General features: G+C 44.4%; 19 protein-coding genes. 8 read left to right on the top strand and 11 right to left on the bottom strand.

Features of this window, described 5'->3' with window-relative positions; translation table 11 throughout:
* The first annotated feature begins 9 nt into the window (after positions 1-9).
* Complete coding sequence (locus KG118_RS09890) at positions 10-1,023, top strand: GNAT family N-acetyltransferase (RefSeq protein WP_117711608.1); 1,014 nt, start codon at positions 10-12, stop codon at positions 1,021-1,023.
* Between the two features lie 6 nt (positions 1,024-1,029).
* Here KG118_RS09890 and KG118_RS09885 read toward each other — a convergent pair whose 3' ends face one another.
* The 4 genes from KG118_RS09885 to folP form a co-directional block, all read right to left on the bottom strand.
* Positions 1,030-2,349, bottom strand: coding sequence for a TldD/PmbA family protein (locus tag KG118_RS09885; RefSeq protein ID WP_117711609.1), 1,320 nt, complete (start codon positions 2,347-2,349; stop codon positions 1,030-1,032).
* Between the two features lie 75 nt (positions 2,350-2,424).
* The gene (locus KG118_RS09880; RefSeq protein WP_117711610.1) at positions 2,425-3,963 is read right to left on the bottom strand and encodes a TldD/PmbA family protein; all 1,539 of its coding nucleotides are present in this window, start codon (positions 3,961-3,963) and stop codon (positions 2,425-2,427) included.
* Positions 3,964-4,152: 189 nt separating this feature from the next.
* Entirely contained in the window at positions 4,153-4,917 is a 765-nt protein-coding gene (gene cdaA / locus KG118_RS09875) for a diadenylate cyclase CdaA (protein ID WP_117711611.1), read from the bottom strand.
* 26 nt (positions 4,918-4,943) lie between these two features.
* Positions 4,944-5,816 carry a dihydropteroate synthase gene (gene folP, locus KG118_RS09870; protein ID WP_213388430.1) on the bottom strand — a complete coding sequence of 291 codons (873 nt, stop codon included), beginning with the start codon at positions 5,814-5,816 and terminating at the stop codon, positions 4,944-4,946.
* 211 nt (positions 5,817-6,027) lie between these two features.
* On the opposite strand from folP, the gene KG118_RS09865 reads away from it, so the two are divergent.
* Both KG118_RS09865 and KG118_RS09860 read left to right on the top strand, forming a co-directional pair.
* Positions 6,028-7,956: a tetratricopeptide repeat-containing sensor histidine kinase gene (locus KG118_RS09865; RefSeq protein WP_233514887.1), complete on the top strand. Its 1,929-nt coding sequence runs from the start codon at positions 6,028-6,030 to the stop codon at positions 7,954-7,956.
* Positions 7,957-7,962: 6 nt separating this feature from the next.
* The gene (locus tag KG118_RS09860; RefSeq protein WP_117711614.1) at positions 7,963-9,261 is read left to right on the top strand and encodes a UDP-N-acetylmuramoyl-tripeptide--D-alanyl-D-alanine ligase; all 1,299 of its coding nucleotides are present in this window, start codon (positions 7,963-7,965) and stop codon (positions 9,259-9,261) included.
* Here KG118_RS09860 and KG118_RS09855 read toward each other — a convergent pair.
* Positions 9,258-9,656: a VanZ family protein gene (locus KG118_RS09855; RefSeq protein ID WP_117711615.1), complete on the bottom strand. Its 399-nt coding sequence runs from the start codon at positions 9,654-9,656 to the stop codon at positions 9,258-9,260. The two genes, KG118_RS09860 and KG118_RS09855, sit on opposite strands and share 4 nt — an antisense overlap.
* A 103-nt stretch (positions 9,657-9,759) precedes the next feature.
* Here KG118_RS09855 and KG118_RS09850 point away from each other — a divergent pair, with 103 nt between their 5' ends.
* Together KG118_RS09850 and KG118_RS09845 are read left to right on the top strand one after the other, a co-directional pair.
* A complete protein-coding gene (locus KG118_RS09850; protein WP_117711616.1) occupies positions 9,760-11,127 on the top strand; it encodes a sodium-dependent transporter in 1,368 nt (455 codons plus the stop codon).
* 6 nt (positions 11,128-11,133) lie between these two features.
* The gene (locus tag KG118_RS09845) at positions 11,134-12,066 is read left to right on the top strand and encodes a ComEA family DNA-binding protein (RefSeq protein ID WP_117711617.1); all 933 of its coding nucleotides are present in this window, start codon (positions 11,134-11,136) and stop codon (positions 12,064-12,066) included.
* A 9-nt stretch (positions 12,067-12,075) separates the two neighbouring features.
* Here the strand turns inward: KG118_RS09845 and KG118_RS09840 are convergent, their stop codons facing one another.
* From KG118_RS09840 to KG118_RS09830, 3 genes are read right to left on the bottom strand one after another with little or no spacing between them, the layout of a single operon-like run.
* Positions 12,076-12,732 carry an ABC transporter ATP-binding protein gene (locus tag KG118_RS09840; protein WP_117711618.1) on the bottom strand — a complete coding sequence of 219 codons (657 nt, stop codon included), beginning with the start codon at positions 12,730-12,732 and terminating at the stop codon, positions 12,076-12,078.
* A gap of 42 nt (positions 12,733-12,774) precedes the next feature.
* Entirely contained in the window at positions 12,775-13,485 is a 711-nt protein-coding gene (locus tag KG118_RS09835) for a tRNA threonylcarbamoyladenosine dehydratase (RefSeq protein WP_117711702.1), read from the bottom strand.
* A 42-nt stretch (positions 13,486-13,527) separates the two neighbouring features.
* The gene (locus tag KG118_RS09830; RefSeq protein ID WP_117711619.1) at positions 13,528-15,651 is read right to left on the bottom strand and encodes a cation:proton antiporter; all 2,124 of its coding nucleotides are present in this window, start codon (positions 15,649-15,651) and stop codon (positions 13,528-13,530) included.
* A gap of 152 nt (positions 15,652-15,803) precedes the next feature.
* Between KG118_RS09830 and KG118_RS09825 the strand changes: the two genes are divergently transcribed.
* Positions 15,804-16,811 (top strand): aspartate-semialdehyde dehydrogenase, encoded by a 1,008-nt coding sequence (locus KG118_RS09825; protein ID WP_117711620.1) that lies wholly within the window; start codon positions 15,804-15,806, stop codon positions 16,809-16,811.
* A gap of 69 nt (positions 16,812-16,880) precedes the next feature.
* Here the strand turns inward: KG118_RS09825 and KG118_RS09820 are convergent, their stop codons facing one another.
* The 3 genes from KG118_RS09820 to KG118_RS09810 form a co-directional block, all read right to left on the bottom strand.
* Complete coding sequence (locus KG118_RS09820) at positions 16,881-18,653, bottom strand: RagB/SusD family nutrient uptake outer membrane protein (protein WP_117711621.1); 1,773 nt, start codon at positions 18,651-18,653, stop codon at positions 16,881-16,883.
* Between the two features lie 34 nt (positions 18,654-18,687).
* Positions 18,688-22,023 carry a SusC/RagA family TonB-linked outer membrane protein gene (locus KG118_RS09815; protein ID WP_117711622.1) on the bottom strand — a complete coding sequence of 1,112 codons (3,336 nt, stop codon included), beginning with the start codon at positions 22,021-22,023 and terminating at the stop codon, positions 18,688-18,690.
* Between the two features lie 403 nt (positions 22,024-22,426).
* Positions 22,427-23,275: a hypothetical protein gene (locus tag KG118_RS09810; RefSeq protein WP_117711623.1), complete on the bottom strand. Its 849-nt coding sequence runs from the start codon at positions 23,273-23,275 to the stop codon at positions 22,427-22,429.
* Positions 23,276-23,587: 312 nt separating this feature from the next.
* On the opposite strand from KG118_RS09810, the gene KG118_RS09805 reads away from it, so the two are divergent.
* Together KG118_RS09805 and KG118_RS09800 are read left to right on the top strand one after the other, a co-directional pair.
* Entirely contained in the window at positions 23,588-24,754 is a 1,167-nt protein-coding gene (locus KG118_RS09805; protein ID WP_117711625.1) for an exo-beta-N-acetylmuramidase NamZ family protein, read from the top strand.
* A gap of 57 nt (positions 24,755-24,811) precedes the next feature.
* Entirely contained in the window at positions 24,812-26,266 is a 1,455-nt protein-coding gene (locus KG118_RS09800) for a sodium:solute symporter (protein ID WP_117711626.1), read from the top strand.
* Positions 26,267-26,271 lie beyond the last annotated feature (5 nt).

Genomic DNA, 26,271 nt, shown 5'->3' with positions numbered 1-26,271 from the left:
GGTGAAACGATGCGGGAAAAAGTAAAGAACTTATGGAAACTATGTTTTAACGACAGCGAAGAATTTACGGATATGTATTTCCGCTTGCGTTACAGCAATGACGTCAACATAGCCATTCAAAGCGGTGAAGAAGTGATTGCCGCCTTGCAAATATTACCTTATCCCATGACCTTCGGAGAAGGAGAAATCAAGACCGGCTACATATCAGGCGCCTGTACGCATCCCGATTATCGTAACCGCGGGGCTATGCGTGAGTTGCTGTCACAAGCATTTGCCCGTATGCAACGGGATGATGTGTGTATCTCTACATTGATTCCGGCAGAGCCGTGGCTGTTCGGCTATTATGCCGGTGTGGGGTACGCACCTGTATTCAAGTATGCCTCAACTCTCTTCACTGCTTCAGACAAGATTATCGCTGATGAAACGGTTGTCCTACATCAGATTAATGACTATCAAGAAGAGACATACCGCTATTTAGACCGAAAGCTGAGGGAACGTTCTTATTGCATCCAGCACACGGAAGAGGACTTTCGGGTAATCATCGCTGATTTGCAGTTAGGCAACGGATGTATTTACACATTAAATCAAGGCGATAAGATTCTGGCTATGTCTGTCGCATATCCGACAGAGAGCAGTTGGCAAATCGGAGAGGTCGTTGCGGAAACACCCGATATGCACTCATTATTATTGCAACGTATCTGCGAACAGCTGAATATCCCGTCCGCCCGGGTCATTGCTCCGCCTGCGGCACAGCAAGACTCACAAGTACTGGGCATGGCACGCATCATCAACGCCAAAACGATACTGCAACAATATGCAGCCAAGCATCCGGAACAGGAAATGAACATCGCACTTACAGACCTGCAAATCAGTGCCAACAACGGTTACTATTATCTGAACAACGGTAAATGTATGAATAGTGCCAAGCGTCTGCCGGGCAGCCACTTGGCACTTACTATCGGCGAACTTGCCGAAAAAATATTATCACCAGTATACCCTTATATGAGTCTGATGCTGAATTAGCATTTGCTACAATCCGCTGAAGTCTACACCCTCAAATACCAATGAAGGAATACGCCAAGAGGAAGACATACGGGGATCATTGCCCACAGCGGATAAAGAAGCCCAAAGGGTAATCATATTACCTGTCACGTTCATTTCATTGATTGGTTGGGTCAGCTTGCCATTCTCAATCAAGAATCCCTCAATGCCGTACGAGAAGTCTCCGGAACTGCTGTTGCAGTTACCTCCGTTGAAACCGGTAACCAAGATACCTTTCTGCACATCCGCCACCAGACCGTTCAAATCTTTATTACCCGGTTTGAGTATCAATAAGGAAGGAGAATTAACGGTAGGTTCCACTCCCATCTTCTTGGAATTGTAAGTGTCGATGAAGTATGTTTTCAGCACTCCGTCTTCAAAAACAGGACGCGGTTCTGTTGCCACTCCTTCGCTGTCAAAATAGCGTGCGCCCCTTGCACCTACCATATGAGGTTCGTCCATAAGATTCAGCAACCCCGCACCTACTTTTGTATTCAGTTTGTCCAGCTGGAAAGAGTTCTTTTGCTGTAATGCAGAACCGTACAACGCACTCAATACCGGACTGAGCAGATTACTCGAATTCATAGGGTCTACCACCATCGTGTATTTACCGGAAGCTACCTTCTTTTGTCCGAGTTTCTTCAGAACACGTTCCAATGCTTTCACGCCTATGCCCGACTTCACCAGCTTATCATAGAACAAAGCCGACTCATACCAATAAGAAGACGGGCGGGCTTCTCCCTCTCCCCGCATCGCTACATCTGCAGACACTGAGAACCAAGTGGATTTGGACTCTCCCTCAAAACCGTTGCTTGTCAAGCGGTAAGAAGAATTCTCACCGTCACTGTACGAAGTACCTACGGAGATGATACGACTATCCTTACCCAAAACCTCCTCTGCGGCAGCACGTGCAACGGCTACCTTATCATCCGGATTGATAGTTTCGAATCGCTTGTCGAACAATTGCAAATCAGGCTTTCCACCTTTATAATAGCGGGAAGCGTCCGGCAATACACGCGCTTCGTCCACAGCCAGATAGCGCGTGGACTCGATACCATTCTTTATAAACGACTCCAATTCCTTCTTATCCAAACGGTTGGTTGAGTAAGAGCCATACTTGCCATCGACATACAGACTGATGCTAAGCCCGCTTTCCGAGGCTTGCTGCAATTTGTCCATTTTGGCATCACGCAGTTCAAATGAAGCGTTGGAGTTGGAATACAGCACCAACTTTGCTGCCCGGCATCCGTTCTTCAGGGCATAATCCATTGCCCACTGTGCCAGTTTTTTATTATTGTCCGTAATCATATTCTTAATTGATAGTTAACAGTTGACAGTTGATAATTAGAGAAACATTATCAGCTATCAATTATCCGTTAGTATTTAATTTTCTCCTCCTACAGTGAGTTTGCTGACCAATGCCGACGGCATACCGCACGTCACGGGACAAGACTGCCCGTCTTTGCCGCAAGTCCATGTACCATTGTCAATTTTGTCGTTGTCGGCAACCATTGTTATGTCTGCCAATGCCTTCGGACCATTGCCTATGATGTTGATATCCTTAATGGGCTGCGTCAGCTTGCCGTCCTCAATCAAGTAACCGGACTTCACAAAGAAAGTAAAGTCACCGGCTCCAATCTGAACCTGACCATTCGTAAACGTATCTACGAAAATACCGTTCTTCACAGTGGAAATAATATCCGTTTCTTTCATATTGCCGGCTTCCATATACGTAGCGCGCATACGGGGAATAGGCAGGTTGCGGAACGTATCGCGGCGACCGTTTCCGGTGGGATTCACGCCATAATGTTTGGCGCTGATACGGTCGTGCAGATAGCTGGTGAGCACACCTTCCCGGACAATATACGTTTTCTGTCCCTCCACACCCTCATCGTCGAAGTTCACAGAACCGCGGTTGAAGGGGATTGTACCGTCATCCACCACGTTAATATGCTCGTTGCACACTTTCTTATTCAACTGGCCGGAGAATATGGATATGTCCTTACGGTTGAAATCCGCCTCAAAAGCATGACCGATAGCCTCATGCAACAAGATGCCGGAACCGCCTGCACCCATTACAACAGGCATTTCACCGCCTTTGGGTTTGATGGCCTTAAACAGGATAGCTGTCCGGTCCACCACCTCGCGGGCAATCACGTCTACAACATCGTCTGTCATAAACTCAAAACCCCGACGATAGGACCTGCCGGCATAACCGTTTTCCATCTTACCGTTTTCTTCCATGATACAAACCGCCATGAAAGACACCATCGGACGGTAATCGTAGTAACTGACGCCTTCCGAATTACAGAACAACACGTGCGACGTGCTATCCTGCAAATAGGCCTGCACCTTGCGGACACGATTATCCAAAGAGAAAATCTTCTCATTCAGTTTTTCCAGATAAGGAATCTTCTCTTTTACGCTCACATCTTCCCAAGGAGAGGTCACAACATAGCGGTTTCGGGCTATTGTCTTCTCCGTCAGCCCTACCGGTTTGCCCGCCTTGCCCGAGGATGCAATGCGGGCGGCAGTGCGCGCGGCACGTAACATCTCTTCCAAAGTAACACCTTCCACGTATGCATAGCCGCTCTGGTCGCCGGCAAGCACACGCACTCCCATACCAAAATCAATGTTGGAACCGCAGTTATTTACCTTGCCGTCCATCAGACTCACATCATTGTTGAACGTATGCTCAAAATACAAATCTACGTAATCGCCTCCTTTTTCCAAAGCAACGGCCATTACTTTCTTTAAATCGGCTTCCGTCACGCCAAAATGATTGATGGCAGCAGCAACAGCTGACTTATTGTCCGCCCCGCCCAACGCTCCGCGCACAGACTCCGGCATAGCCAACGACGGCATAGCCAGTGAACCCAAGACGGCCATTCCGCCGGTTCGTAAGAAGTTTCGTCTATCCATTCTATTCAGTTATAAATTATGAGTTATAAGTTACTTATCTTTACATACACAGAATCATGGGAAATAAGTCGTATATGGAGGTAGCCTCAGTCGTATACTTAGGGCATCTCAGTATACGACTGAGACTACCCTACAGAAACTGCATTGGTTATCAACCACTTACAAGCCGATAGAAACATCCGGTTTCATTTAAATTTCTTTTGTCAAAAGGCTCTCCAATTCCTCCGCGCTCAAGCGCAAATAGAACTGCCCCTTATAGGCAACAGAAATAGAACCCGTCTCTTCCGACACAATAATCGCATGAGCATCCGACACCTGCGATATGCCCATAGCTGCACGATGGCGCAGCCCCAGTTCCTTCGGAATATCCAGATTGTGCGACACAGGCAGGATGCACCCTGCAGCCTTGATGCGCTTCTTGCTGATGACCATAGCCCCGTCGTGCAACGGGCTGTTCTTGAAGAAGATGTTCTCTATCAGACGCTGGTTTATATCGGCGTTGATTACCTCTCCCGTCCGCACCACATCGTCCAAAGGCACATTATGTTCAATGACAATCAGCGCACCTACTTTCTGTTTCCCCATACTGATACACGCCATTACCACAGGCATTATTTCATCATGCTCCATGCTCTCTTTCTTATTCCCGGTGAAGAAACGCACCAGCGCACTGGCATGCTGATGTGAACCGAGCGTAAGCAGGAAACGCCGTATCTCGTCTTGAAACAGGACGATAAGCGCAAGCACGCCCACACTGACCAACTTGTCGAAGATAGACCCTAAAAGTTTCATCTCCAACACTTGGGAGACCACCAGCCAAATCAGGATAAACACAAGAATACCCGTAAACACGTTGATAGACCCGGAGGCTTTCATCAGCTTGTACGTATAGTAAAGCAGGAAAGCCACCAGCAGGATGTCTATAAAATCTTTTATGCCAAATTCAAAAAACACGGTCGTTAGCGATTAATGGTTAGCGATTAATAATTTGCACCCGATGCAGAACCGGCAGCAGTCATTGCTTCCACGATTTTCACCGTTTCCACCGCTTCCCGCACATCGTGCACACGAAGTATATCAGCCCCCTTCAGCAAACAAATGGTATCCAATACGGTTGTACCATTCAGCGCATCTTGAGGGGTAGTTCCCAACAGACGGTAAATCATCGATTTACGTGAGACACCGACCAACAAAGGAAGTTCAAAAATACGGAACTCCTCCAAATGAACCAACAGTTCGTAATTATGCTCTACGGTCTTGCCGAAGCCAAACCCCGGGTCCAAAATAATATCTTTGACGCCCATATCACGCAGTTGCTGCACTTTACGGGCAAAATACATAAATACCTCTTTCAGCAGATTATCATAATGAGGATGCAGCTGCATATTTTGCGGCGTACCCTGCATATGCATCATGATGTACGGAACATTCAGGTCGGCAACAGTACGGAACATATTGTCATCCATTTCTCCGGCTGCAATATCATTGATGATTGCCACTCCATACTCCTCAACACACATCCTCGCCACATCCGCCCTGAAAGTATCTACCGAGACAACCGCGTCGGGCTGTACTTTCCTGAGAATACCCAGTCCCATACGCAGACGTTCCATTTCTTCATCGGGCGACACATTCTCCGCATTAGAACGTGAAGAGTAAGCGCCGACATCGATGATGCCCGCCCCCTCGGTCACTATCTGTTCTATGCGGCGCGTTACATCGATTTCCGTCTGCATACGGCTACCGGCATAAAAAGAATCGGGAGTGACATTGAGAATCCCCATGACACAAGGAGAAGAAAGGTCTAACAAGAAACCGTTGACATTTATATATTTGGATTGCAGAGCTTTCATTGACAGTTCTTTTTTATTAGATAACTGCAAATGTAAACAAAAAAGCCTTTGTTGGTGCACCAAGTTCAAAAAATAAAGTATCTTTGTTCACAATATACAAGTATTTATCATGAAGGTAAGTTCCAAACAATTCTTTACCATCTTATTCTGCGTTCTGTGCTTCTCTTTTATGCTCTATGGCTCATCTGCGCAAGGACAACAAAAGAACGCAATGAAGGAATACAACGTGGATAGTGTTCTATACGACTATTATCTGCGCTGCAAGGCAGAGATTTTATCTCCCGCCATCATGCAGATGGCAGATACTTTATTCCGCATGGCAGGCGAAAAAAAAGACTTGCGTATGCAGGCAGTAGCCTTAACCAACAAGCTGGACCACCATTACTTTCAAAACAAAAATAAAGACAGTATCTTGTACTACGTAGAACTGGTAAAGAAGTTCTCTACAGAGACAAACCAGCCTAAGTATTACTATTTTGCATGGAGCAAAAGGCTCATCAACTATTACATCAAACAACGCCAATACAATATGGCTTTGTACGAAGCCGATAAAATGATGAAGCAGGCTGAGCAAGACAACTATCCCGCCGGAATGGCAAATGCTTACAATATATTGAGTTCCATTTACCAAACCAAAAGACTTTTTAAGCAGGCTGCCGAAGCTCGGGAAAAAGAAATAGAAATTACCCTGAAGTACAACATCGACACCTATAATCTGGGAAATACATGCTCCCTGCTGGCCTCTTTCTATTGTACTTTGAGAGAGATGGATAAAGCCAAAGAATGTCTGGACAAAGCCGAAAAGTATATATATAGCGCTCAGCAGGAATATTACTTTTACTTAAGATACGCCGATTACTATCAAGCCCTTAAAGAATACCCCAAAGCAAAAGAATGCCTGCAGAAAGCCAAAAAGCTATTGGATGAGGAAAAAGAAGTGCAGCGAATGGCTACTGACTATTATCAGAACGAAAGAAACTATTACATGGCTACCCGCCAACCTGCCAAAGCGCTATCCGTACAGGAATATATCTCCCGGAATTATGCAAATAAAGTCTCTTGGGGAGATGAATTATTGAGCAAAGCAATCATCTACAGGGAAATGGGAAATACTGCCAAAGCAGTCGAATATTATAGTGCATATATCCAGAAGACCGATTCCATAAACCGGATTCATGAGGATATTGCCGCCGGAGAATTCTCCGCCATATTAGGAGTGGAAAAGCTCAACATTGAAAAAGCGGAACTTCAGCAAAAGGCCCAACAGCAAGATCTGGCAAATAAACAACGCATCATTGTACTGCTAATTGTACTGCTAATCCTCGGCTCGATATTCTTCTACCGTGAGCACCTGCTCAACGGAAGACTCAAGACATCTCAAAAAGCAATTTCCGAGAAAAACAAACGGCTGCTTATCTCCGAGCAGGAACTGCTCATCGCAAAGGAGCGCGCCGAACAGGCAAGCATAATGAAAACGGAATTCATACAGAACATGAGTCACGAAATCCGTACTCCCCTAAACTCTATCGTGGGTTTCTCCCAGATACTAAGCAGTATCAGCGGTGAAAGTACGGAAGCGCAAGAATATGCCGGTATCATAGAGCAAGGCAGCAACAACCTGCTACAACTGGTAGAAGACGTATTGGATATTTCGAGTTTGGACAGTGGCACAGAGATACCGACCGATATTCCGGCAGATGCTACGAGATTATGCCGGGAGTGCCTTGAAAAAGCCACTAACGACCTTAAACCGGGAGTTACGCTCAGACTGCAGGCAGAGCAGGAGGAATTTGGCTTTTATACCAACCCGAAGCGCATCTGCCAAATACTCTCTCACCTGCTGAAGAATGCCTCGAAATTCACGTCAGACGGTAATATTACTCTTGGTTGGCACACGGACAAGGAACAGCAACATATCATCTTCAGTGTGACAGATACCGGGATAGGCATCCCCGCGGACAAACAAGAGTTTGTATTCGAACGTTTCACTAAGATAGATACCTTTGCGCAAGGCACCGGACTGGGACTGTCCATCGGACGCATTTGCGCAGAAAAGATGGGTGGCAACCTTACGCTCGACCCGAACTACACGAACGGCTGCCGGTTCTTGCTAACCTTACCATTGAAAACCAAAGAATAGAAAATCATGGATATAACCACTCTTTATCAAATATTCCTTAGCTGTACCGGCGTCACCACCGACAGCCGCAACTGCCCGAAAGGCTCATTGTTTATCGCCCTGAAAGGCGATACATTCAACGGCAATGCCTTTGCCTCCAAAGCGCTGGAAGCAGGAAGCGCCTACGCGGTTGTGGACGAAGCCGCCTATGCCCCCGCCGGAGATATACATTATATATTAGTGGACAACTGCCTGCATACCCTGCAGCAACTTGCCAACTATCATCACCGCCAACTGGGCACACGTATTATCGGCATCACCGGAACCAACGGCAAGACTACGACCAAGGAACTTATATCCGCCGTCTTGTCGCAAAAGTACAACATACTGTACACACTGGGAAACCTGAACAATCCAATCGGTGTGCCGCTCACCCTTCTCCGCCTGAAAGCCGAACACGAGCTTGGCGTGGTGGAAATGGGAGCCAGCCATCCCGGAGACATCAAGGAACTGGTAGAAATAGCCGAACCAGATTATGGAATCATCACCAATGTAGGAAAAGCCCATTTAGAAGGATTCGGTTCTTTTGAAGGCGTTGTCCGGACTAAAGGTGAACTGTACGACTATCTGCGCCGGCAAGGCAACTCCACCATCTTTCTTCATCAGGACAATCCTCACCTCACAGAAATAGCCTGGGGGCTGAATCCGATAACCTATGGAGAAGCGGACAATTTATATGTCAATGGACACGTCACCGGAAACTCCCCTTATCTTGCTTTTGAATGGAAAGCCGGGAAAGAAGGAGAGCGTCATGAAGTGCATACCCGACTGATTGGCGAATATAACTTCCCCAATGCCTTGGCAGCCATCACTATCGGGCGTTTCTTCGGAGTAGAACCGGAGAAAATAGACAAAGCCCTGAATGAATATGAGCCTCACAACAACCGTTCGCAACTGAAGAAGACAGCGGACAACACACTGATTATTGACGCTTACAATGCCAACCCGACAAGTATGCTGGCATCCATCAGCAACTTTCACAATATGCAAGCCTCACAAAAAATGCTGATATTGGGAGATATGCGCGAGTTGGGGAAAGACAGCCCCGAGGAACACCAAAAGATAGTAGACTATCTGGAAGAATGCGGCTTTAAGGATGTAGCGCTGGTAGGTGAACTGTTTGCCGAAACCCGTCACACCTACCCCACCTACCCCGACGCTCCGGCATTAATAGCCGAACTCCGGAAGAATAAGCCCTGCGGAAAAACAATCTTAATAAAAGGTTCAAACGGAATCAAACTGAACACCGTAACAGACTATCTCTAATCCACAGATTTACGCATCATCCTCGGCTTCAATACAAAATAAGCTATCAATGATGACAGAACAGCTCCCGTGGTATTGGCTGCAAAGTCCAGCCAATCACCACCACGGTAGGTAGTGCAATACTCCTGCAACAACTCCACTGCCCCGCTAAACAACACCGGACAAACAAATGCTCCCACCCACGCGTGCCATATAGGGGTATGGTCTCTGCGATGCGCCCGCAAGAATTCCAGCCACAGCATACCCGACATACCGAAATACATACAGATATGCACAACCTTGTCAAGATAAGAGATAGTGCCCAATTCAGTGGCAGGCGGTTTAAAAAACGACAAATAAATTACGGTAAGTATCACCGCAAGTGATGCCGGATATTTCTTAATATAATATAGCATATCTCAAATAATGAACAATCTGTGCACAAAAGTAGGGAACATTTTCTATATTTGCACGTTTTAAGAGCTATTAATAACGAATTGTAAGAAAAATCCACGTTTTATGACAAGAAATGAAAGAGCGAACTTTGGAAGCAAGCTGGGAGTGATACTTGCCTCAGCCGGTTCCGCAGTTGGTTTGGGTAATATCTGGAGGTTTCCTTTCGAGACAGGCAACCATGGCGGTGCAGCCTTCATACTGATATATTTGGTTTGTGTTCTTATCTTAGGAATCCCTATCATGATGGCGGAATTTCTTATCGGACGCCGTTCGCGCGCCAACACAGCCGGAGCATATCACAAACTGGCTCCGGGAACCCAATGGCGCTGGGTGGGACGAATGGGCGTATTAGCCGGATTCCTTATCTTGGGTTACTACTCGGTAGTGGCGGGATGGACTTTGGAGTTCATAGGAGAAGCCGCCACCAACAGCTTTGCCGGCAAATCAGCCGCAGAGTTCATCGCTTCCTTCAATGGTTTTGTCAGTAATCCGTGGCGTCCTATTCTATGGTTGATTTTATTCTTGTTGACCACCCACTTCATCATCGTAAAAGGAGTGGAAAAGGGTATCGAGAAATCAGCAAAAATAATGATGCCTATGCTATTCATTCTGCTGATAGTACTTGCCATTTGTTCCATATCACTGCCCGGTGCAGGCGCAGGTATCGAATTCCTGTTAAAACCGGACTTCAGCAAGGTGGATGGCAACGTGTTCTTAGGAGCAATGGGGCAGGCATTCTTTTCACTAAGTCTTGGCATGGGGTGTCTCTGCACATACGCTTCTTATTTCAGGAATGACACCAACCTGCCTAAGACGGCGCTCAACGTAGCCGCTATCGATACATTAGTTGCCATTCTTGCAGGAGTCATCATCTTCCCCGCCGCATTTTCGGTAGGTATCCAGCCGGATGCAGGACCGAGTTTGCTGTTCATCACACTGCCCAATGTGTTTCAACAAGCATTCGGCGGCATACCTTGGTTGGCAATCGCCCTGTCACTCATGTTCTATATCTTACTGGCACTTGCGGCATTGACTTCAACCATTTCTTTACACGAAGTTGTAACGGCCTACCTGCATGAAGAATTCAAATTCACACGCGGTAAGGCGGCGAGATTGGTCACGGCCGGTTGTATCATACTGGGGATATTATGTTCGTTGTCGTTAGGCGTAGGAAAGAATTACACAATCTTTGGTCTTAACCTATTCGATTTATTCGACTTTGTAACCGCCAAAATCATGTTACCGCTGGGTGGCTTCTTTATCTCCATCTTTACCGGTTGGTATCTGGACAAAAAGATTGTCTGGGAAGAAGTCAGCAATAACGGAACTTTACACATACATATATACAAATTATTAATCTTCATTCTAAAATTCATCGCTCCAATAGGTATCGGGCTTATTTTCATCAATGAATTGGGTTTCCTCAAATAAACCATCATGAAAAACCCGTTTAAAGACTTCTTATACTTCTCCCGGGGAGAAAGACGTGGCATCCTTGTTCTTATCATTGGAATTATCCTAATCTTTCTCTCCGGGCATATTTATTCTTTCCTGCAAAACAACCGGCAACTTTCTGATGAAGAAATTCGGGAACAGGCTGCCGCCCTGAAAGAATACGATAGCTTTATCAGTTCTATACGGGAACAAGAAAAAAAGGCGAATGCCCGCTTCAATAAGCCTGGAAGATATAAAAGGGAAACAGTCATATTAGCTCCCTTTGACCCTAACCGTGCGGATTCCATTACCTTCTGCCGCTTAGGCCTTCCTGCATGGATAGCAAGGAACATCTTACGCTATCGGAGCAAAGGGGGAAAGTTCCGCAAAACAGAAGATTTCAAAAAGGTATACGGATTGACAGAAGAACAATACCGGACACTCTCCCCTTACATCTATTTTACGGCAGAAGACACTATAAGAAAGGCAACCGCTCTACTTACTCTCCCGCAAACAAAGAAAGACAGTCTTTATAAATATCCGGCAGGCACAGTGCTCAACTTAAACCATGCAGATACCACCGAGTTGAAGAAGATTCCCGGCATAGGCAGCGGCATAGCACGATTAATAGTGGGTTACCGACAACGCTTGGGCGGTTTTTACCAAATAGAGCAATTGCAGGATATTCATTTGGACTATCGCCAATTGCAAACATGGTTCATTGTTGCGCCCTCTGAAATCAGTCGCATCAACCTGAACCGCGTCGGTATAGAACGTCTCCGCCACCATCCTTACATAAACTTTTACCAAGCAAAAGCCATTGTAGAATACCGCAAAAAGAAAGGTACACTACATAATCTCAAGCCATTTGTCCTCTACGAAGAATTCACCGAGAGTGATCTGGAGCAGTTGAGCCACTATGTTTGTTTTGAATAGGAACAAAATCTAATCCTTACATACCGCCCCATCTTTCAGATGAATAGTGCGGTCTGTAATTTGTGCCAATCCTTCATCGTGCGTTACAATGACAAACGTTTGTCCCAAGCGGTTACGTAAATCAAAGAACAACTGATGTAGTTCTTCTTTGTTATGGGTGTCCAAACTTCCGGATGGTTCATCCGCCAGCACCACTGCAGGATGATTAATGAGCGCACGTGCAACAGCAACCCTTTGCTTCTCGCCACCGGACAACTCATTAGGCTTGTGCGAAGCCCGTTCCGCCAACCCCATAAAATTCAACATCTCAATAGCTGCAATTCTGGCCTCTTGCTGCCCCACCCCGGCGATAAAAGCCGGTATCATCACATTCTCCAAAGCAGTGAATTCCGGCAGTAATTGATGAAACTGAAAAACAAAACCTATATGCCTGTTACGGAAAGCGGAGAGTTCTTTTTCATTCAACAGATTCACCAACGTACCGTCAATCGCCACCGAACCGTTATCGGGCATATCCAGTGTCCCCATAATCTGCAACAAAGTAGTCTTTCCCGCACCACTGGGACCGACAATACTTACAATTTCCCCTTTTTCTATTTCCAAATCGATACCCCGCAATACCTGCAAATTGCCAAAGCTCTTCGTTATTCCTTCTAATCGTATCATCGTTTTAGTTACTATTTGACTATTGACTATTTGATAGTCTTGTTACAATCTTTTAATGACGTATTCCGCAAGGTAACATCCAAACACTGCCGGCATATAGCTTACAGTTCCGCAAGTGGATTTCTTGTTCTGTTCATCTTCCGTCAACAGTACCGCCTTTGGGTCGGCTTGCTCGGTACTGAAAACGACCGGAAGTTTACGTTTAATCCCCAATTTTTGCAAGCGTTTTCTCACCGCCTTACTCAATCCGCAGTGATAGGTATCCCATATATCGGCAAAACGTATCTGCGTAATATCACTCTTGGCTCCCGCCCCCATGCTCGACACAATCTTGATATGCCGCTTCAGTGTTTCCGCTATCAAATAACATTTAGGAGCAAGCGTATCAATAGCGTCTACCACAAAGTCATAGCAGGCAGCATCAAGCAGTTCGGATATATTATCGTCTTTCAGGAATACAGGCAATACTGTCAGTTGTACCTCCGGGTTGATATCTTTAAAACGTGCCGCCAAAACTTCGGCTTTCTCCCTTCCCATAGTGGAGTGTAAAGCAGGAAGCTGACGATTTATATTGGTAGGCTGCACCGTGTCCGCATCTACAATCGTCATTCGCCCCACACCGGCACGGCATATCATTTCGGCCGCATAAGCGCCTACTCCTCCAAGACCGACCACCAACACGTGCGCTTGCCGCAACCGTTCCATTTTCTCCTCGCCCAACAAAAGCCGGGTTCTCTGTCTCCAATCCTCCATCATCGCTAACCGCTAATTATTAACCACTAATCACTTATCCTCTCAATCCTCCTTAAACCATTTATAAACCCACTTCCCTACTTTCTCATAGTGTTGCGCCTCATTACGCGGATTAGAGAAAGAAACAGCATCCTGAGGTTCGCCCAATTGGTCGGGATAAAGTACAATCAAACTATTATTAGAGAAATATTTGCCCAGCTGCGCCGGAAGTTTCTCGAAAGAACTATCGTAAGAGATAGAGCCTCTACGCGCGCTTATCACTACCAACAGGTGGTCATAATTCACCTGCCCGGTCAATATCAGCAAATCTCCCCAATCATCCAGACGAGAAAAATCCGTCAAGGTCTGCCCATGCTTCTTCTTTACCAATGCCTGCAACTGTACAGTCGTTTCCTCATTTGCAAAGAAATGTACCCGGCAGCCCAACGTGCCGCCCATCCGGCAAAAATGCTCCACCCATTTCTGGAATCCGGCTTCGTATTCCGCCTTAGGGGGGACGGCTATGATAATCCGTCGTATCGTATTAATCGGAATCAGGAACTTAGCAATCATAACTTCACGGTGCAAACCTTTCAGCAAGTTCTCGGCAAGCATACCGAAGAAAGAGTCCACAATATTGACCTTACGGTGCAAGCCGATAATCACATCAGTCACCTCGTATTCTTTCGCTGTATGGATAATGCCCGCAGCAATATTCAAGTCATACCGGGTAATCTGGCGCAACGGCACATCGGCGGAAGCCGTAATCATGGCCGCCTTCTCCAAATACCTCTTGCCGCGGAGTTCCAAGCCCTCGGAAGTATTGTTGTCATTGATTACGTTCAATGCCAACAGATTATCTTTCTGTTTGGTATCACGTATTAGCAAGGATAGGTTCATCAGATATTCAATCGTATCAGGATTCGCCACCGGAATAAGAATCCTTTCCGCCTCAACCGTACGTTCTTCTTCCAGATGTGCTTCGCACATAGCAATCTTACGCGCGGCCCTTTCCGTAATAAAAGAGCTCACCACACACGTAACGAGAATCAGCAATACCGTACCGTTCAACACATCCTCATTCAGCAAACGCTCACCGTTCGGCAAGATGATATTATAACCCACCAATACCGCCGCCAGCGTAGCCGCAGCCTGTGCATTGCTCAAGCCGAACATCAACTCACGTTCTATGGGAGCCATTTTATAGATTTTCTGCGTCAGCCAGGAAGCAATCCACTTGCCCACCAATGCCACAACAATCATAACAGTAGCCACCTTCAAGGCGTCTCCCTGTCCGAAGATGACATGAATATCAATCAGCATACCCACCCCTATCAGGAAATAAGGTATAAACAGAGCGTTGCCCACAAACTCCAGATGATTCATCAACGGTGACACATGCGGTATGAGACGGTTCAGCACCAACCCTGCCAAGAACGCTCCCAAGATGCCTTCCATGCCCACGAACTCCATCAGGCCCGCTCCCAGAAAAACCATGGCAAGCACAAAAATAAACTGCATCACATTATCATCATAGCGGCGGAAAAACCAACGTCCGATACGCGGGAACGAATACATAATCAGAGCTCCGAGAAAGACAACCTTAATCACCAGCCACAGCCAGAACAACCCGCCGGACTCTCCCTTGAACAGACCGCCCACCACTGCCAGTACCAACAACGTAAGCGTATCCGTTACCGCCGTCCCTCCCACAGCAATACTTACACTGCGATGACGGGATACACCGTAACGAATCACAATCGGATAAGCCACCAGCGTGTGCGAAGCATACATACTTGCCAACAATATGGACGTCACGAGACTGTACTTCAGCAACATCATATTGGTGACCAGACCGATGCCTATCGGAATGACAAAAGCCAGCAATCCCAGCATCACAGCCTTTCCGCGATTCTTCTTGAAGTCACCCATATTCATTTCCAGACCTGCCAGAAACATGATATAATAGAGCCCGACCTTACCGAACAATTCAAAACTGCTGTCGCGCACCAAAATATTGAAGCCATGTTCTCCAATCACCAAGCCTGCCAAAATCATACCGATAATATGAGGTATACGCAATTTATTCAGCAATATAGGCGCAAACAATATAATAAGAAGTACAAGGAGGAATATCCATGTAGGGTCTGTTATAGGAAGTGTTAAACTGAGATTGAACCAGTCCATACGCAGCGAGTTTTAGGTTTTAACTGCAAAATAACGAAAAAGTTTTCACTTTATGCGGTGTCATACAGCAATTTGTTATAAATTTGCACCCAATTCTATCATTTATAGATAGATTAGAACTATTTTATAAACTATATTAAAACAAAAGAAAAATGAAAGTAGCTATTGTTGGAGCAAGCGGAGCCGTGGGACAAGAGTTCCTGCGAGTGCTCGATGAAAGGAATTTCCCGTTGGATGAGTTGGTGTTGTTCGGTTCTAAACGCAGTGCCGGCACTAAATACACCTTCCGCGGTAAACAGATCGAGGTTAAACTCTTGCAACACAACGATGACTTTAAAGGGGTTGATATCGCTTTCACTTCCGCAGGCGCAGGCACCTCTAAAGAGTTCGCCGAAACCATTACCAAGTACGGTGCGGTGATGATTGACAACTCCAGCGCTTTCCGTATGGACGCTGATGTGCCTTTGGTTGTACCCGAGGTAAATGCCGCTGACGCCAAAGACCGTCCGCGTGGTGTTATCGCCAATCCTAACTGCACTACTATCCAAATGGTAGTGACGCTGAAAGCCATCGAACAGCTTTCTCATATAAAGACCGTACACGTATCTACGTACCAAGCTGCCAGTGGTGCAGGTGCTGCCGCCATGGATGAATTGTACGAGCAATACCGCCAAGTTTTGGCGGGTGAACCTGTCACTGTTGAAAAGTTTGCCTATCAGTTGGCATTCAACCTGATTCCTCAGATTGATGTGTTCACAGAAAACGGATATACCAAAGAAGAGATGAAGATGTACAACGAAACACGCAAGATTATGCATTCCGACATTAAAGTCAGCGCAACTTGCGTTCGTGTACCCGCTCTTCGTTCCCACTCGGAAAGTATCTGGGTAGAAACAGAACGTCCAGTCTCCATCGAGGAAGCGCGCGAAGCGTTTGCTAAGGGTGACGGACTGGTATTAATGGACAACCCGGCAGAAAAAGAATACCCGATGCCGTTGTTCCTTGCCGGAAAAGACCCTGTATACGTAGGACGTATCCGTAAAGACCTCAGCAACGAGAACGGACTGACATTTTGGATTGTAGGAGACCAAATAAAAAAAGGCGCCGCATTGAACGCCGTCCAAATTGCAGAATACCTGATTAAGGAAAAAGAAGTTTAAAAAAGTAAAGGATGTGTCCTGCGGACACATCCTTTACTTTTTTATAATAGACTATTCATTGAATAACCCTTACCAACCCGGATTATTAGGTGCCAAGTTCGGATTCAAGTCTATCTGACCGGATGGAATCGGATAGAGGTAATATTTAACATCAAACGTACGAGTCTTATCTTTTGAGCCATCCATATAGTTGCCTACAAGTGTCACCTTTTCATTCTTGGCGATTTCTTTATCGGCAGACAGGTTTGCACCAAGCAAAATATCAGGATTCTTAGTTGAATCCAATTTATCCAATTGATGCCAACGGATCAAATCCCAATAACGAGTCCAATTGTCGAACATAAGTTCGCAACGACGTTCACGACGAATTTCCCAAATGAGATTACTAACTCCTATCGTATTTTTCGGGTCTTTGTAATCAACGTCTTTATTCAGCTTAGGCAGTTTGGCGCGATCTCTCAACAGATTGATGGAAATATCCAAATCAGCCTGTGTTATAGCTTCTCCACCAAGTTCGGATAGTTCTGCAGATGCTTCAGCGTATTGCAAATAGATAACAGACAGCCAGAATAAAGGACAATGAGTGTAGTTGGAACTGGTCTGATTTCTAAAGTTTACAGGGATGGCTGCATTATCATATTTAGATACACCGTATCCGGTAGATGAAGTCATTTCCATACCCACATTGAAACGGGTAAATCCACGTCCGTTGTAGAATACACAAGTGTCAATAGTTTGTTCCAAACGCGCGTCTCTCAACTTTAAAATATCCTTGATAGAATAACGATAGACAGTGACTTCCTTTTCTGTGTCTTTACCTTTATCTATAATTTTCTTTTCCATCACTTCCGTAGGCAAATCACTTGTATTGGCGGATGTCAGTGACAAGGGCTTACCGTCTTCTCTGAACAAATAGGCCTCAAACGCATCTTTAGTCATACCGCTAATCTGAGTAGAAGAACAAGTATAGTCAACCAGAGAATGGGTGAGCAAACTTTGCTTATAAGCTTTGTACAGAATCATTTCAGGGTTAGAGCTCAAGTCTGTTGAGTTATAATTTCCCTGATAAGATGCGTTCAGCTCATATTCCTTACCCATAATTACCTTACAAGCTGCTTTTGCTTCTGCCAAGTATCTCTTAGCACCTTCCAAATCGGGAGCGGCTTGTTTATCTTCCACCTTACGATATTTACGGAAAGTTCCTTCATATAAACATATTTCAGCTTTGATGGCATTCGCCATATCTACAGAGAAAGTAATCTTGCTACCCTTACCGGCAATCATGTTAGTGCAGGCAAAGTTAATATCTTCCAACACTTTGTCCATAACAATGTCACGGTTTTCTCTTTTAGAATACAGTACGTCCCCATCATTGATATTCAACGATTTGTCTATCCAAGGAACGTCACCGAACATACGTACAAGGTGATAATACTCCCAAGCCCTCATCATGCGCGCTACGCCAATCCAATGATATTGGGTAGCTTCATCCATGCTGGTAATTGCAGGTATCTTTTCCATCATAATGCAAGCACGACGGATTTCTTCCCAACAACTCTTCCAGTTAGAGTCAGTGGCAGGTACGTTCAAATTAGGCCAATCCGCAAAACTATTTCCCGCTTGGTCGTCCGACAGGGTTTTATAGTAAAACAATCCGGCGCCACCACCGTTCCCGTAACCGGTAAATTCTTCATAGAAAGCATTTGCATAACCTGACACGTTACTTTCATTGGTCCAGAAATTATCGTCTGTAAACGAATCTAATGGAGCCTTATCTAATATGCTGTCACAACCGCTGAAAGCTATTAGCGATGTTAAGAGTAATATATTAATTTTCTTCATAATTGTTACTATTCTAAAGTTCAACATAAAGTGTTTAGAAAGTTACCTGCAGACCGAATGATACGGTGCGGTACATCGGGTCAATACGTCCCCAAGTTCCGTTTCCATAGTCATTGTCATCAGCAGACTTATAACCCTGAGCGCTATCAATTTCGGGGTCAACCGGAGCTTTGCTTTTATTGATAAGTTCACAGATATTATTAGCGCTAAAGTAAACGCGTGCTTTCTCTATAAAGGCTTTACGAGTGAGATTTCTAGGCAGGGTATAACCTACTGTCAGATTCTTAAAACGCAGGTAAGCCATGTTGACCAAGTATTTGGATTGAGGGTAGAAGTTATGGTTACCTTTCTCCAATACGGAAATGGTTCCTTTACCTGCATTACCCGGCCACAAACGAGGGAATTCTGCGTTAGCATTAGGATTCTCTTCCGTCCAGTAATTCGTCTGATTGTCATAGATTGCATCTGCGCCACGCATCATCGGCATTACAAAAGCGGATTGTGTCCATACATCGCGCTTGCCTACACCTTGGAAGAACATATCGATGTCGAAACCTTTCCATTCACCACCGAGACGGAAGCTATATTGATAACGCGGAGTGGTATTACCGATTACTTTCAAGTCACCATGGTTATTGGCCGTACCGTCACCACCGTCAATTACGTCGTTGCCATCCAGATTCTTGAACTTGATGTCACCCGGACCATAAACAAAACCGTCCTGTTCCAAACCTTTCTGTGAAGCGATACCGGCTTTATAAGAACCATCAGCATTGAAGTCGTCCGCCGTAAACAACCTGTCTGTCTCAAAGCCCCAGATATCACCATAGACCTTGCCACTATAATTTTCACTTAACAACGGATTGTCATTATCCCATTTGGTTATAACGGTCTTAAAGTCACCGATATTGGCATTAGCGTACACTCTTACTTCATTGAAAGTATGATGCCAATCCAAGCTTAATTCCCAACCGCGTGTTCTCAATGTTCCTGCGTTGATTTTAGGAGCGCTTGCTCCCAATACTTCCGGCATGGTTTGTCCCGGAGCCAACATATCACGGGTTGTACGTTGATACCAATCGAATGTAACATTGAATTCATTATTCAAAAAACCGAGGTCGATACCCAAGTCCAATGTCTGAATACGTTCCCATTTTAAGGTAGGAGATACAAGAGTCGGCATACCATAGGTAACCAGTTTAGTGCCACTACCATCCAACCAATGAGTCTTAGCATCGGTATACTTGCTCAGTGTGGAAATAAACATATTGTCTCCGATAGCCTGATTACCGATTTCACCGTAAGAGCCGCGCAGTTTGGCATTATTTACAATCCGTTTAAGAGGTTCAAAGTATTTTTCTTCGCTAAAGCGATAACCTACCGAACCTGAGGGGAAGAATGCCCAACGGTCTCCATTGGGGAATTTGGAAGAGCCGTCATAACGTCCGTTTAATTCCAGCAACCAAATGCCGTTATAGTCATAGTTGATACGTCCGAACCAGCCTGCAGTTCCCCATTCCGAATGCTTTCCGCTAACGGTTTGGTCACCGACTGCAAGGTTAAATTCCGGCACGTTTCCGTCCAATAATTCCTTACGCTGTGAAGAATGATATTCATATTCTCCTTCTTCGGCATTAGCACCCAACATAACGTTGAAATTATGCTTCTTGGCAACAGTCAGTGCATAGTTGGCATATACGTTCAATGCATAAGAATGGTCACGTCCTGAACCTTGGAATACATAAGTACTCTTATTGGTTACGAATGTAGACGGGTTGGTAATATCGCCACCCCAAGAGTTATAACCTACTACGGGCAAACCTACACTCTTTTCATTGGTGTTTTGCAGATTGAATGTATAATCGGCATTCAAAGTCAATCCCTTAACGATAGTTGCTTTCAAGAAAGCTCCCAAGCGGGTATATGAATCTTTAGTGCGGTCATCACCGGCTTGTTTGCGATAAGCGATATCATTTCGCATATCCATGCCGTTGTAAGTACCGTAAGGGCCGAAGAAGCTACCCCAGCGCCACATATAAGTATAAGTGTCACGCATGGTATTGGGTTCGGTGTAAGTCTTGTCACTATAACTGAAACGACCTCCCAGTTGCAACCAATCGGTAATGTCTGTTGTAAGGTTGATGTTGGCGTTATATTTCTTCAGGTCGTCCGGGTTAAATGTCATGACGCCCTCTTCGTGATTGTAACCGAATGACAAGAAGTAATTTGTCTTGCCGCTGGTTCCCTGTACCGAAATATTATGGCTTTGTGAAGGTTTCCAGTTGCGGAACATGATACCCACTACATCCCAATCCGCATAGTATAATCCTTTACCGTTGGCAAGCAAATCAAAGTCATCACCGGGAACCATTTCACGGTAGCCTGCTTTCTTGCCGCCATGACGTTCTTTCCAGCTTTCAGCTTTGGAAATGAATTCATCGTTCATGTACATACCGAACAACTCGTTGTCAAGTCCGGCGCGCAAGTTGGCAGAACGCAATGCTCTCGCCTGAGTGGCTACATCCGGATAGTTAGGCAAAATGCTGGGGGTATCCCATGCAAAATTATTGGTATAATTAACGCTTACTTTATCCACTTTCTTAGCTGCTTTGGTAGTTATCAATACCACACCGAAAGCGGCACGCGTTCCGTAAATAGAAGTGGAAGCCGCATCCTTCAATACAGAAATATTTTCAATATCCTGCGTATTAAGGAAAGAAATATCTTCCATCGGCACACCGTCCACTACAATAAGCGGAGCACTTTTGGCACTGTTGCTTAAAGTACCTGTACCACGGATTGTTATGGAGGGTTCACTGTTCAGTTTACCGCTTGTGTTGATGATAGACAAGCCCGGAACAACGCCTTGCAGAGCTTTAGTCACATCCGATTGCGGGCGAGCCTCTAATGTCTTGGATACATCTACAGTAGATACGGCACCGGTCAGATTGGCTTTCTTCTGTACACCATAACCCACAACTACAACCTCATCCAAAAGCTCAGTATCTTCCTTAAGCGTGATTCTCATGCTCTTGCTCGCTTTTACTTCCTGAGTCTGATAACCTACAAAAGAGATTTGCAAGGTTGCTCCCGGGGTTACATTCAAAGTAAATTTACCGTCAAGATCAGTTACAATACCGTTCGTAGTGCCTTTTTCCACTACACTGGCACCAATGACGGCTTCGCCTTTAGCATCTACAACCAGACCTGTTACCGTCTGAGTTTGCATCTGTTCTGTTACTTCCAACGAACTGTTTGAGACAGTTTGAGTAGCCATCACATTACCGCTACTTAAAAACAGGGCACTGATAGCCACTGCGGTGAGGTATTTGCCATTAGCCAATCCTCGTTTTATGCGATCTTCATTCATAAATGATTGATGATTTTGTTGTTAATTAAAATGTTTTTCAAAATAGATAAGGGAAAATAGGTTAGGAATAGGGTAACTATTCTTCTCATAGGCTCTTGATTACTCCATAGGCGTTTTTAATTTAAAGGTTCATAACTATTATATTATCTCTTTATTTTTTTCAATTCAATCCAAGTCCATCAGGAACTTGTTATATATTGATTTTCAGTTAAATTATTAACTTTATTGGTTGTTTTAAGAGATAAAACGCGTTATTAACAAAGGTGATAAAGTATTCTGTGTACTTCACACGTAACAAAGATATATTATTATTCAATATCAAGAACATTTCTTTGCACTTTTTTAACCTTATACTTTTAAATTTGCAAAGACAGACTATATATACCTTATTATATATATGAGTTTAAGGTTCTTCAATATTTAAAGAATGGAATTCTATCAGTCCATTCATAGGAGTTTCTTCAATAACGTCCAATCCTATTCCGAATTCACCGGCCACTTCCCTTAATATGGCTGCATAACTATTGGCCAATGAACCGACAAATCTAATAGGATAATTCTTATAGTCATACTGACATACGTTTCGGGTAAAGAAAGCCCTTAAATTACCGGTTATCAAATTGAATACATAATCATCATTGGTATAGTCGGCCAAGAAATAAGAAATCGTAGAGAGGAAACGGTTTGGGAAAGGACGATTATACACCGACTCCATGACTTCATTAGGACTGATACGAAACTTTTCAAAAAAATCGGTCATCACATCCTTAGGCGTCAATCCCTTTAAGACATCAGACAGAAACATTTTTCCCAGTACGGCTCCACTGCCTTCATCTCCCAAGATATAACCACCTGCCCTTACATTCTTAACTACTATTTTCCCATCATAAAAACATGAGTTAGAGCCTGTTCCTAAAATGCAGGCAATACCCGCCTCACATTTAAACAAGCCTCGTGCCGCCGCGAGAAGATCGCTCTCCACTTGGATAGGCGTCTTAAATTGTGCTACTAACGACGCTCCTAATATATTTTTCTTTTCATAAGAGGTACATCCTGCTCCATAATAATATACTTGCTCTAATTTCCTTTTGAAAAAAAACTCGGGTAAACCTAAGCGCACACTCCGGCTAATCTCTCTCCTCGTTTGAAAGAAAGGATTCAACCCCTCGGTGAAAACACGCTGTATCAAGTGATTGTCCTCAACCAGGGCCCATTCAGTTCTTGTAGAACCACTCTCCGCAATCAGTTTCATAGGTAGTTAGTTTTAGAATTGAATACAAATATATAGTTATTTTTAATATTCCGAGAATAAATCATCAAAAAGTTTATCTTCTTATAAGCCACAAAGCGTATCTGCCTACTGAATAATTTATTTTTATATGTACGAACTATATGACAAATTTAAAAAACATATAAGGTGACTGCAACTGTCACCTTTATTCTTTTAAACCACTTCCTTAATTGCAAATTAATAATTATAATGCTAAATATTCGCAAATAATTGTTTTTGATATTAAAATAAAAAGTATCTTTGTCCATACGAACTTTCCTTAATAATACTATTATGAAGAAACTGCTACTATTGACCATTCTGTTATGTAGCTCATTGCTGTGCCAAGCACAGAAGGAGCGCATAATTTTAGGCGATGAACAGACCTCTGAGTATTTTCCAATCCTGAAAGGTAAACGGATTGCAATCTTTTCCAATCATACAGGAATGGTGGGGGACAAACACTTATTGGACATCCTGTTGGAAAATAAATTCAATGTAGCAGCTATATTTTCACCAGAACACGGTTTTCGCGGAGATGCAGATGCAGGCGAGCACGTATCCAGCTCAGTCGATAAGAAAACAGGCGTCCCTATTCTTTCCCTTTACGACGGAAAAGACAAAAAGCCGAGTAAGGCATCTATGAAAAAGTTCGACATACTGGTGATTGACATACAAGATGTAGGCTTGCGGTTCTATACCTATTATATAACAATGTGCCGCTTAATGGACGCTTGCGCCGAATATAACCGCAAGGTGTTGCTGCTGGATCGCCCTAACCCCAACGGACATTATGTGGACGGACCCATACTGGATATGAAATATAAATCCGGAGTAGGCTGGCTACCCATCCCGATTGTGCATGGCATGACGCTGGGCGAACTGGCATTAATGGTAAACGGCGAACGGTGGTTACCGGCTTCTCGCGTATGCGACCTCACCGTTATACCTTGCAAGAACTACACGCACCAAACGAAATACACGTTGCCGATTCCGCCGTCTCCCAACTTACCGAACATGAAATCCATCTATCTATATCCGGCAACTTGCTATTTTGAAGCTACTCCCGTCAGCTTGGGCAGAGGCACTGCACTTCCCTTTCAAGTGTACGGTCATCCCAATATGAGGGGCTACAGCTATAGCTTTACACCTAAAAGCACCCCCGGAGCCAAGAATCCACCTCAACTGAACAAATTATGCCACGGCGTAAACCTCAGCAATATGAGTGACGAAGAAATATGGAAACGCGGAGTAGATTTGAGTTATGTCATTGATGCTTACAAGAACCTGAATATGGGCAATCACTTTTTCCGTCCGTTCTTCGAGCTGTTGATAGGTACGGACTATGTCCGTAAAATGATAGTGGACGGAAAAAGCGCTGAAGAAATTAAAAGCCGTTGGAAAGGTGATGTGGAAAAGTTCAAAAAGCAACGAAAGCCCTATCTCCTTTATAAAGAATAATCATTTATAAAAAACAACTACGAATCAGTTTGTAAATACTAACATCCAATCACCGCAATGAGCCCACTATCCGTTATCATTACTATTGCCGCCTATTTTGCGATACTTTTTACAGTATCCTATATTGCGGGCAGAAAAGCCGACAATGCAGGGTTCTTTGTAGGCAACCGCAAATCATCTTGGTATGTGGTAGCCTTTGCAATGATTGGTTCCAGCATATCGGGAGTAACATATGTATCTGTGCCCGGTATGGTTGGCGCAAGCAGTTTCGGCTATTTACAGATGGTGTTGGGATTTGTCGCCGGACAGCTAATTATTGCGTTTATTCTGACACCCCTATTCTACCGGATGAATTTAATTTCTATCTACGAATACTTGGAAGACCGTTTCGGGATGTCTTCATATCGCACGGGAGCATGGTTCTTTTTTATCTCTAAAATACTTGGGGCAGCCGTACGTTTATTCCTTGTTTGCCTAACATTGCAATTACTGGTGTTCGAGCCATTCGGGCTTCCGTTTATCCTAAATGTAGCCATCACTGTAGTATTAGTGTGGCTGTACACTTTTCGCGGTGGAGTTAAATCACTTATCTGGACAGATTCCTTAAAGACATTCTGTCTCGTGGTATCGGTTGTATTGTGCATATACTACATAGCATCCGACCTTCATCTATCCTTCACCGGTATGATTGGCACGATAGCCGACAGTGATATGTCCCGTATATTCTTCTTCGACGATGTCAACAGTAAACAATACTTCTTCAAGCAGTTCTTTGCCGGAGCATTTACCATGATAGCCATGACAGGACTGGACCAAGATATGATGCAAAGAAACCTTAGCTGCAAAAACTTCAAAGATTCACAGAAGAATATGATTACCAGTATCATTTCACAATTCTTTGTTATTCTGCTATTTCTGATGCTGGGTGTATTACTTTACATATTCGCCGACAGTCAAGGCATACAGGTGAATAAGAGTGATGAACTCTTCCCCGTAATCGCCACAGGGAATTATTTTCCTGCCATTGTTAGCATCCTGTTTATTATCGGTCTCATTTCTTCCGCTTATTCGGCAGCCGGTTCTGCACTGACGGCCCTCACCACTTCTTTCACCGTAGACATTCTCGGTACGAAAGGAAAAACAGAAGAAGAAGTTGTAAAAGTCCGGAAACGGGTACATATAGGAATGGCTATAATAATGGGCATAACCATTTATGTATTCAATCTGCTGAATAATACCAGTGTAATTGATGCCGTATATATTTTGGCAAGTTACACGTATGGTCCTATCTTGGGCTTGTTTGCTTTTGGCATTTTCATGAAGCAACAGGTACGCGACAAGTATATACCATTCGTAGCTGTCGCCTCTCCATTTTTTTGTTTTATCCTGCAAAAGAATTCGGAAGCATGGTTCAATGGTTACCAGTTCAGTTATGAACTACTCATATTCAACGCACTGTTCACATTCATCGGACTCTGCATATTGATAAGGAAAGACAAAAAGAACATTTAACTTAA

It is taken from the genome of Bacteroides propionicigenes, from assembly GCF_018390535.1.
In the GTDB taxonomy this organism is placed as follows: Bacteria; Bacteroidota; Bacteroidia; order Bacteroidales; family Bacteroidaceae; genus Bacteroides; species Bacteroides propionicigenes.
Note: the sequence above shows the minus strand (reverse complement) of the source record. Positions and strands in the feature narration are given on the sequence as shown.

Bases quoted from the DNA above. Each gene is read 5' to 3' on its own strand.
- KG118_RS09890 (WP_117711608.1), top strand. From the start codon at position 10: ATGCGGGAAAAAGTAAAGAACTTATGGAAACTATGTTTTAACGACAGC.
- KG118_RS09885 (WP_117711609.1), bottom strand. From the start codon at position 2,349: ATGATTACGGACAATAATAAAAAACTGGCACAGTGGGCAATGGATTAT.
- KG118_RS09880 (WP_117711610.1), bottom strand. From the start codon at position 3,963: ATGGATAGACGAAACTTCTTACGAACCGGCGGAATGGCCGTCTTGGGT.
- folP (WP_213388430.1), bottom strand. From the start codon at position 5,816: ATGAAAGCTCTGCAATCCAAATATATAAATGTCAACGGTTTCTTGTTA.
- KG118_RS09865 (WP_233514887.1), top strand. From the start codon at position 6,028: ATGAAGGAATACAACGTGGATAGTGTTCTATACGACTATTATCTGCGC.
- KG118_RS09860 (WP_117711614.1), top strand. From the start codon at position 7,963: ATGGATATAACCACTCTTTATCAAATATTCCTTAGCTGTACCGGCGTC.
- KG118_RS09855 (WP_117711615.1), bottom strand. From the start codon at position 9,656: ATGCTATATTATATTAAGAAATATCCGGCATCACTTGCGGTGATACTT.
- KG118_RS09850 (WP_117711616.1), top strand. From the start codon at position 9,760: ATGACAAGAAATGAAAGAGCGAACTTTGGAAGCAAGCTGGGAGTGATA.
- KG118_RS09845 (WP_117711617.1), top strand. From the start codon at position 11,134: ATGAAAAACCCGTTTAAAGACTTCTTATACTTCTCCCGGGGAGAAAGA.
- KG118_RS09840 (WP_117711618.1), bottom strand. From the start codon at position 12,732: ATGATACGATTAGAAGGAATAACGAAGAGCTTTGGCAATTTGCAGGTA.
- KG118_RS09835 (WP_117711702.1), bottom strand. From the start codon at position 13,485: ATGGAGGATTGGAGACAGAGAACCCGGCTTTTGTTGGGCGAGGAGAAA.
- KG118_RS09830 (WP_117711619.1), bottom strand. From the start codon at position 15,651: ATGGACTGGTTCAATCTCAGTTTAACACTTCCTATAACAGACCCTACA.
- KG118_RS09825 (WP_117711620.1), top strand. From the start codon at position 15,804: ATGAAAGTAGCTATTGTTGGAGCAAGCGGAGCCGTGGGACAAGAGTTC.
- KG118_RS09820 (WP_117711621.1), bottom strand. From the start codon at position 18,653: ATGAAGAAAATTAATATATTACTCTTAACATCGCTAATAGCTTTCAGC.
- KG118_RS09815 (WP_117711622.1), bottom strand. From the start codon at position 22,023: ATGAATGAAGATCGCATAAAACGAGGATTGGCTAATGGCAAATACCTC.
- KG118_RS09810 (WP_117711623.1), bottom strand. From the start codon at position 23,275: ATGAAACTGATTGCGGAGAGTGGTTCTACAAGAACTGAATGGGCCCTG.
- KG118_RS09805 (WP_117711625.1), top strand. From the start codon at position 23,588: ATGAAGAAACTGCTACTATTGACCATTCTGTTATGTAGCTCATTGCTG.
- KG118_RS09800 (WP_117711626.1), top strand. From the start codon at position 24,812: ATGAGCCCACTATCCGTTATCATTACTATTGCCGCCTATTTTGCGATA.